Raw genomic sequence first — 8,916 nt, forward strand, 5'->3', positions numbered from 1 at the left:
AGTGGAAGCGGCCGGTTAAGCCCGGATTGCGCATCAGGAGCGAAAGGGAACTGATGCGCAGTGCGGAGGCTTTGCGCGCAGGCATCCGGGCAAATCCCGCTGGAACGGAGTGGAAGCGGCCGGTTAAGCCCGGATTGCGCATCAGGAGGGCAAGCGGACTGATGCGCAGTGGGCCGGCCTTAGGGGATGGCATCCGGGCAAATCCCGCTGGAACGGAGTGGAAGCGGCCCTTGCGGCACATTGCGCAGTTTTAAGGCGCAATGTGGATGAAATACAAATCACCATTTAGGGTAAGAGCTTAATTATTTGTATTTACTATAACCAGGCACTAGCTACAGCTAAGCCAACCTAATTATTAATGATGTTTGCAGGAGGGCAACATACTGCCCTCCTGTTTTGTTTTCAAGCCATTTTTAAGAATAAAATCATTCAGCGATTGCTCCTGATCCGATAACTTCCTCACCGTCGTACCAGGCCGCAAACTGACCGGGTGTTATTCCCCTTTGTTTTTCCCTGAAGAGAATGTAAGCTCCTGATGATCTGAATACAATCCTGGCTTCCTGCAATGGCTGGCGGTATCGGATGCGCACCAGATAATCCCGGGTACAGGGTTGTTCAGGCATAAGGTCAGGGCGAACCCAGTGGATATCACGGGGTGCTATCCGGAGTCCTTTGCGGTACAATCCGGGATGATCATCGCCGACTCCCGTATAGATTATGTTATTGACAGGATCGGTAGCAATAACGAACGAGGGCTTAGGCCGGCCACCGATATTAAGGCCTTTGTTCTGACCAATGGTATAAAACCATGCCCCCCTGTGTTTTCCGGCAATTTTCCCCATCTCAGGTGCATAACGATAGGGAGCCACCAGAACTTCGGGGTCTTCCTGATTTTCATTTTCACTATATACAGGCGCATTGGCCGGTATTTCAATGATATTTCCCTCTCTGGGCTCCAGTTTCTGCTGAAGAAAGGCAGGCAGATCAACTTTCCCTATAAAACAAATGCCCTGGGAATCTTTTCGTTCGGCTGTGGGCAATTTGTGCGTCCGCGCCATCTCCCGTACCATTGGCTTGGTCAGGTTTCCCAGAGGAAACAGGGAACGGGCAAGCTGTTCCTGATGAAGCTGACACAAAAAATAACTCTGATCCTTGTTTTTGTCAATACCTGCAAGCAGCCGCACTATCTGCGGATTTTCCGCCAAAGGTTCCCTCCGGCAGTAATGGCCTGTGGCAATATAGTCGGCTCCTTCTTCGAGGGCTTTCTGCAGAAACAGGTCAAATTTGATTTCACGGTTGCACAGTACATCCGGATTAGGGGTGCGGCCGGCTGAATATTCAGTGAACATATAATCCACAACCCTTTCCCTGTATCTATCACTAAAATCAACCGTGAGAAAAGGAATTTCCAGCCTGCGCGCCACCATTTCGGCAAACAAAAGGTCGTCTTTCCACGGACAATCGCCTGCCAGGGTGCCGGTGGTATCTTTCCAGTTGATCATGAACAGACCGGTTACATCGTACCCTTCCTGTTTCAGAAGCAGTGCCGCAACACTTGAATCAACCCCGCCTGAGAGTCCGACAATGACTTTTTTCTTCATGATACCATGCAAAAACCGGCGCAAAGATACGAAATAAGAAAGGCTTCCTTTTCGGAAAATCAGTGTGTTGTGTTCAGAAGAGATGCCGGGAAAATTTCCTGGTCAACAAACCAGGTGATTTTCCCTTTTCCTTCACGAAGCCGGGATACGGGATAAAGGGGGGCCTTGTCAGGATTGTTGAGCAGATCGTTCAGAACCCCTTCTTTTGTTTTTCCCGTTGCCATAATTGTTATATTGCGTGCATTCTTCAGCAGTTTCCCCGTCATGGTAATTCTCCTCTGGCCTGTAGATGGATGAACTGCAACAGCGCAAAGGGATGCATGATCAAACAAGGAAATCTGATCCGGGAAAATAGATGCTACATGGCCATCCTCGCCCATTCCCAGCATGATCAGATCGAAGATGGGAACTCCGGAAACCTGCGGCACAAGACGTTGTATCAGATTGCCATACCGTACGGCTTCTGCCACCGGGTCCTGTTCACCGAAAACCCTGTGCACATTGCCTTCAGGAATGGGAAGCTGATCAAGAAGATAAACCTTTGCCATCAGATAATTGGATTCCGGATGATCAGGAGTTACACACCGTTCATCGCTCCAGAAGAAATGTATTTTGTTCCATTCAATTTTGTTCCGGTAAAAATCGCTCAATACACCATATGCTGTTTTGGGCGTATTCCCTCCTGCCAGGGCAATGTTCATTACGTCTTTTCTGGCAATGACAGAAGCGCTCAGATCCTGAAAAAAACGGGCGAATTCAAATGCCAGTTCATTTTGATTTTTATGAACCCTGAATTCACCAAAGGGGGTTGAAACTTTCATAATGATTCCGTATTATAGTTCACAGTAATTATCGCTGTCAGAAAGATTCCGGCATGGGTATCGCCAGGATTCTCCGGGGGAGTTGAAAAGGCTGTTTACCTCTTCGGGCCCCCACGTGCCCGCCGGATAACCGTAAAGTTTTGCATCCCGGTTATCGTTCCAGAATGCAAGGATGGGATCAATAAATTTCCAGGCTGCTTCCAGCGTATCTCCTCGTGTGTAAAGGGTAGGATCGCCCATCATGCAGTCATACAGAAGCCGTTCATAGGCATCGGGGAGCCGGATGTCGGCCAGATCCCTGTAATGAAAATCCATATTAACTTCCTTTACCCTGAAACCAGCTCCCGGGACTTTCATCCCGAACCTGACCAGGATTCCTTCGTCAGGTTGAATGCGCAGTATCAGCTGGTTGTGCCGCAGGACCATATTCTCCTCTTCTCCGGTGAACAGGGCCAGAGGCGCTGACCGGAAGTAAATGACTGCTTCGGTTACACGGGTAGGCATTCTTTTTCCGGTGCGTATATAAAAGGGGACACCGGCCCAGCGCCAGTTATCAATGTACATCTTAAGCGCTACAAATGTCTCAGTGCGGGAGTTGGGATCTACATGCGGTTCTTCGCGATACCCCTTTACGGGATTTCCACGGATAAAGGAACTGACGTATTGCCCGCGAATGACGTTCTTTTCAATTTCTTCTTCCGTGTATCGTTTAATAGAGTTGAAGACTTTGGCAATTTCCGATCGGATCGCTTCCGCATCCATCGATGAGGGGGGCTCCATGGCAATGATTCCGGTGAGCTGTAACAGATGATTCTGAACCATATCCCGCAAAGCGCCTGCTTTGTCATAGTATCTGCCACGGTTTTCCACACCCAGATTCTCCGCCGCTGTTACTTCGACCTTATCAATAAAATTGCGGTTCCAGAGCGGCTCAAATATGCCATTGGAGAATCTTGTAACCAACAGGTTCTGAACAGTTTCTTTTCCCAGATAGTGATCAATCCTGTAAATCTGTTTTTCGTCGAAAAATTGTCGGAGATACGCATTCAACTCCCTGGCCGAGGCCAGATCCATCCCAAAAGGCTTTTCGATAACAATCTTTCGTTCTGCTGAATTTCCGGGCGATTGATTGAGCCTCTGGGATGCTAAATTTCCCGGAATTACATGATACAGTTCAGGAGGAGTGGCAAGGTAGAAAATATAGTTCCCCGAAACGTTGTAACGGAAATCGAGATCCAGTAATCGCTCCCTCAGCAATACATATTCGGTTTCATCGAGCGGATCGATGGATAGATAATAAAGGTGCTGAAGAAAGGTATCCATTTTACCCCTGCATTCCGGAACATCAGTTTTTTCGCGCAAAGGACCTTCCATGGCTTTTTCCCTGAAACTGTGATCATCCAGTTGGGTACGGCCTGTGCCAAGTATTCCAAATCCTTCAGGCAACATATCCCGACAGTACAACTCAAATAATGCCGGCAGCAGTTTGCGGATGGTCAGATCACCCGAAGCCCCGAAGATCACCATGATCAGATTCTCAGGAATGCCCATATGATTCATTTTTCCGGTATGTAACATCTTCTGAAAGTTGACAAAGGTAATTTATTACCTGCAATTTAAAGTAAAGTCATTCTGGTCAGCTTGTATCGATTGGATTTCGGCAATTTCTTGACTTTCATCAATATACATATACCTTTTCGTCATAATAAAATTGATTTATTATGGTGTGATGGAAACCACCTGTTGGTGATTCTATTACCGCTGTGTTTGTGTTTGCAAAGCATGTGGGTTTCATCAGCATGTGTTCATCTCCCATGATGCCTTGTTATAAAATAGCCAATCCGTACATCCAGAAAATCGGCAACATGCCTGTGTGCTTTCAAATCAACTCCTCCAAACCAGTGGTCAGCAAACTGATAGATGAGTCCATACCGCTGGTATACCGGGTCTTTTGGTTGGGTCGGGCTGTAGATATAGATACCAAGCTTTTGATAAAAGGTAAAACGGCCTATAAGAAGATGGTGCCCTGCAAGTATTCCTGCTCGGTTGAAGTCCTGATCCACTCCATTTCTCCGGTTTATTTCTCTGAGCGAATAATCGGCAACCCATTCTGCCCCTGCACTCCAGGAATTCATCCTGGCAAATTTTTTTCGTATTTCCAGCATAGCAACAGCAATCGGGTAACGTTGCTTTTCGTTATGCGAAACAGTCTTGCCGGTGGCAGCAACCATGCCGTACAATTGCAGAAAGAGAGGATAAAGTTCCGTTCTTTTCTTCTCCCTTTGCGGCAGAGGGGGCGAGCTCACAAAATACTCAGCTCCGAGGCTGATGGTGGGATAATTAATCCCTTTGTTGGGTTCTTTGATGCCGCCATTTGAAATATGACTATAATGACCGCTAACTTTCAATGATAAATTGTCATTTACTTTCCAGTTGGCAGAAAAACTTACCTGTAGGGGGAAGCTTATTTTTGAACTGTAAAAGAGATTCAACGGATTTTTTACTGGATCATAGGGCGTGTCAAGAAATGTTAATCCCAGAGCTGCTCTGTAAGAAAAATGGATTTTTCTTTGCAGGCTGAACCCGGGTTCAATAAAGTACATCAACGAATATGAGCGACCCAGAATTTCAGGATTGTTAAAATCAGTGAACGAAAAACTGATTCCACTTTCAGGATAACAATAGCAGTAATCCCATGCTCTCTGCCCCAATAGCAGCCAGCCAGCATCGATGGCGAATCCTCTGGGGCGGGAATAAGATATGCTCCGGATCGACTCAGAATGGGGAATAATAAATCCATAATCAGCTTTTATGCCAATGAAAAATGGATTACCCAGGCTGTCTTTTTGCGCAAAAGCCTCAAAATTCTGAAATAAATTAGGAAACAGTAAAAGAAGAATTACGTACCGGTAATCGCTGAATTTGCCTTCCATGACTTCCCTCTGGGTATAGAAACGTGGTATTATTTGGTTCTCTTGTTGACCAAAACAAAAAAAAGGGATTTACCTGAAAAAATGAATATTTTTCTTAAATTTCCTTATAAATCATGTGAATTTTGTTTATTGTTTATCAATGAAAAGTAAACAAAAATTCTGTTTTGATAAACAAAACAGGAACATGCATTGTTATTAGGAACACATATAAGCTTTTGTGCAGTGGATAAAATACATTCCAAACTGAATATCAGATCGGATGAATACTTAAACAACAGGCAGGCATTTTTGCAGCACCTTGAGATTTTTAAACAAAGGCTTGCTAAGGTATTTGACAGAAGCCAGGAAGAATCTGTTCGGCGTCATATCAGCCGGGGAAAACTTTTACCCCGGGAACGTATTGAACGTTTGATTGACAGGGGGAGTTTTTTTCTTGAGCTTTCTCCTTTTGCAGCCTGGGATCAGTATAACAACGACTTTCCTTCAGCGGGTATAGTAACAGGTATCGGCCTGTTGCACGGTAGGGAGACGGTAATTGTAGCCAATGATGCAACCGTCAAAGGGGGAACCTATATACCGGAGACCATCAGGAAGCATATTCGTGCGCAAGAAATTGCCATGAACAATCATCTGCCCTGTGTATATCTTGTTGATTCAGGGGGTGTATTTCTTCCGGAACAGGCTCGGGTCTTTCCTGACAGAGATCATTTCGGCCGGATATTTTACAATCAGGCACGCATGTCGGCTTTGGGCATCCCTCAGATTGCCGTAGTAATGGGTTCGAGTACAGCCGGAGGCGCCTATGTGCCTGCTATGTGCGATGAAACAATTATGGTGCGCAATCAGGCTGCCGTTTTTCTTGGTGGTCCGCCATTGGTAAAAGCTGCAACCGGCGAGGATGTTACCGCCGAAGAATTGGGAGGAGCTGACGTTCACACTGCCCGGTCAGGTGTTGCCGATTACATGGCGGAAAATGAAATACAGGCACTAGACCTTTGCAGGGATATTCTGGCCAACAGAAATGCCGGTGCACAGCAGAGCCTTGATCAGGCTGCACCCGAAGAACCTGCTTATGATCCTTCCGAACTTTATGGTGTAATTCCGTCTGACCTCCGGAAGGCCTTTGATCCTTATGAAGTTATAGCAAGGATTGTTGATGGGAGCCGGTTTCATGAATTCAAAGCCAGGTATGGTACCAGCATAGTTACCGGCTTTGCCCGAATTATGGGCTATCCAGTTGGAATTATCGCCAACAACGGAATTCTTTTTTCCGATTCGGCCCTCAAAGGAACCCACTTTATAGAACTCTGCAAGAAACGATTTATACCGTTGATATTCCTGCAGAATATTGCCGGCTTTATTGTCGGAAAAGAATTTGAACAGGCTGGCATTGCCAAGGACGGAGCCAAAATGGTGCATGCCGTTGCAACAGCCAATGTTCCCAAATTTACTGTGGTCATCGGCCGGTCGTATGGAGCCGGAAATTATGCTATGGCCGGACGGGCATTTGAGCCTGAATTGCTCTTCATGTGGCCCAATTCCGAAATCGGAGTTATGGGCGGGGAACAGGCTGCTAAAGTTCTTACCATGGTTAAGGAAGATCAGATGCGGGCCAGGGGATTTGTTCTGTCTTCAGAAGAAAAGAAAAAAATGGAAGAGGAAATTCGCAGCCGTTACCAGAAAGAGAATTCTGCCTGGTTTTCTACTTCCAGGCTCTGGGATGACGGAATCATTGACCCCGTATTCACCAGGCAGTATCTCGCTTTCGGCATACGTATGTCGTTGCATCGTTTATGGGATCAACCATCCCAGGGTATATACCGAATGTAGTTTAAATGAAAAACACTATGGCATTCCCATACAAAACTGTCAGGTTAACCAGAGAAGATAGCGGAATAAGCCGACTTATCCTCAGCAGGCCGGAGGTGAGAAATGCCCTCAGCCGGCTTATGATCTCCGAAATGACCGAAGCAGTGATGGATGTCCAGGACGATACTGCCACACGTGCATTGGTCATTGATCATGAAGGGGATATTTTTTGTGCCGGAGCAGATCTTACTGACTTGTCAGAATCAGGTAACAGGGAAGAAGGCCTGCAATATGCACGTTTGCTGTTTGACCTTCTTGATTTGATTGAAAAGTCCCCTTTTCCGGTTGTCGTAACTGCGCATGGCAGTGTTTACGGAGGAGGCATAGGATTGCTGGCCGCGGCCGATATAACCTTCCTTACCGAAAACTGCCGTCTCTGCTTCAGTGAAGTTAAAATCGGCATGGTGCCTGCTGTTATCTCCTCGTTTGTACTGAAGAAAATCTCATCAGGAAGAGCCCGTGAACTGATGCTCTCTGCCCGCGAGTTTGACGCACATGAAGCTCTCGATTACGGCCTGGCCTCCTTTGTCCTTCCGGCAGATCAATTGCAACAGCAGGTCAACCTGTATCTTCAGGCCCTGGTTTCAAATAAACAGAAGGCTCTTGAAGAATGTAAAAAAATGATATTTACCTCATCGCGCATTACCTGGCTGGGAGCAGCCAGAGAATATACCACCGGAATCTTTGCCGATATGCTGTTTTCAAAGGAAGCCCGGGAATCGATCAGGTCATTTCTTGCTGCTAAAGGAAAGAAAGGCCGGAATCGGAAACAAAAAAATCAGCCGTAATGAATTCTCTCCATAATATCCGGAAAGTATTAATTGCTAACAGGGGGGAAATTGCTGTGCGCATTGCCCGTACCCTTCGTAAGTTGGGAATTGTTTCAGTTGCTGTTGCTTCCCGTGATGAAGCCGATGCATTGCATGTGCGCATGGCCGATGAAAAAGTGATTCTGGAAGGTTCCAATCTCTTCGAAACATATCTCAATTGGGAGAAGCTGGTACAAATTGCGCTGGATTTGCATTGCGATGCAGTGCACCCCGGCTATGGTTTTCTATCAGAAAATGCTTTGTTTGCAGATTTATGTGAACAAAAAGGTGTCCTTTTCATCGGACCCACTTCCGGAACGATACAGACTATGGGAAATAAGCTGACGGCCAGGGAAATGGCTGAAAAACTGGGTATTCCCGTGCTCCGTTCCGTTCAGGGAAAGCCCGACGAATTACCCCGCAAGGCCCTGGATATTCCCTTTCCTGTTATGATTAAGGCTGCAGCAGGAGGGGGAGGAAAGGGTATGCGGATTGTTGCGGACCCTGATATCCTCCATGATGCTGTTCAGGCAGCTTCCCGTGAAGCTTATGCCTACTTCAAAGATCCTACCGTGTATCTTGAACAATTTCTTCCGGAGGCAAAACATATAGAGGTTCAGATTTTAGGTGACGGAAAAGGAAATGTTGTACACCTCGGGGAACGTGAATGCAGCATTCAACGACGTCATCAGAAACTTATCGAGGAATCGCCTTCGCCTTCCATTACTCCTGATGTGCGGGCGAAAATCTGTCATGCCGCTGTTACACTCGCATCCGCTGCCAAGTACAGAAGTGCTGGTACCATCGAGTTCCTTTATTCTGATAACGGGCAGTTCTTTTTCCTCGAAATGAATACACGCATTCAGGTTGAACATCCTGTTAC

8 protein-coding genes are annotated in these 8,916 nt (G+C 46.5%); 3 read left to right on the forward strand and 5 right to left on the reverse strand.

The annotated features are described in order from the left end of the window. The 5 genes from GX419_10585 to GX419_10605 all read right to left on the reverse strand — a co-directional run. Positions 1 to 241 (reverse strand): hypothetical protein (locus GX419_10585; GenBank protein ID NLI25139.1); only part of this gene is annotated, 241 nt, incomplete at its 3' end. 184 nt (positions 242 to 425) lie between these two features. After that, on the reverse strand, positions 426 to 1,601 hold the full coding sequence (mnmA, locus tag GX419_10590) for a tRNA 2-thiouridine(34) synthase MnmA (protein ID NLI25140.1): 1,176 nt from the start codon (positions 1,599 to 1,601) through the stop codon (positions 426 to 428). 59 nt (positions 1,602 to 1,660) lie between these two features. After that, positions 1,661 to 2,422, reverse strand: coding sequence for a 6-phosphogluconolactonase (gene pgl / locus GX419_10595; GenBank protein ID NLI25141.1), 762 nt, complete (start codon positions 2,420 to 2,422; stop codon positions 1,661 to 1,663). Between the two features lie 12 nt (positions 2,423 to 2,434). Further along, complete coding sequence (zwf, locus tag GX419_10600; GenBank protein NLI25142.1) at positions 2,435 to 3,973, reverse strand: glucose-6-phosphate dehydrogenase; 1,539 nt, start codon at positions 3,971 to 3,973, stop codon at positions 2,435 to 2,437. A gap of 254 nt (positions 3,974 to 4,227) precedes the next feature. Continuing rightward, a complete protein-coding gene (locus GX419_10605) occupies positions 4,228 to 5,355 on the reverse strand; it encodes an acyloxyacyl hydrolase (protein NLI25143.1) in 1,128 nt (375 codons plus the stop codon). A gap of 222 nt (positions 5,356 to 5,577) precedes the next feature. Here GX419_10605 and GX419_10610 point away from each other — a divergent pair, with 222 nt between their 5' ends. The 3 genes from GX419_10610 to GX419_10620 all read left to right on the forward strand — a co-directional run. Continuing rightward, the gene (locus GX419_10610; GenBank protein NLI25144.1) at positions 5,578 to 7,185 is read left to right on the forward strand and encodes a methylcrotonoyl-CoA carboxylase; all 1,608 of its coding nucleotides are present in this window, start codon (positions 5,578 to 5,580) and stop codon (positions 7,183 to 7,185) included. A gap of 17 nt (positions 7,186 to 7,202) precedes the next feature. Continuing rightward, positions 7,203 to 8,012, forward strand: coding sequence for an enoyl-CoA hydratase/isomerase family protein (locus GX419_10615; GenBank protein ID NLI25145.1), 810 nt, complete (start codon positions 7,203 to 7,205; stop codon positions 8,010 to 8,012). Then, positions 8,012 to 8,916: ATP-grasp domain-containing protein (locus tag GX419_10620; protein ID NLI25146.1), on the forward strand; the 905-nt coding region annotated here is incomplete at its 3' end. The genes GX419_10615 and GX419_10620, both read left to right, overlap by 1 nt.

The sequence above is a fragment of the Bacteroidales bacterium genome, from assembly GCA_012517825.1.
GTDB lineage: Bacteria > Bacteroidota > Bacteroidia > Bacteroidales > JAAYUG01 > JAAYUG01.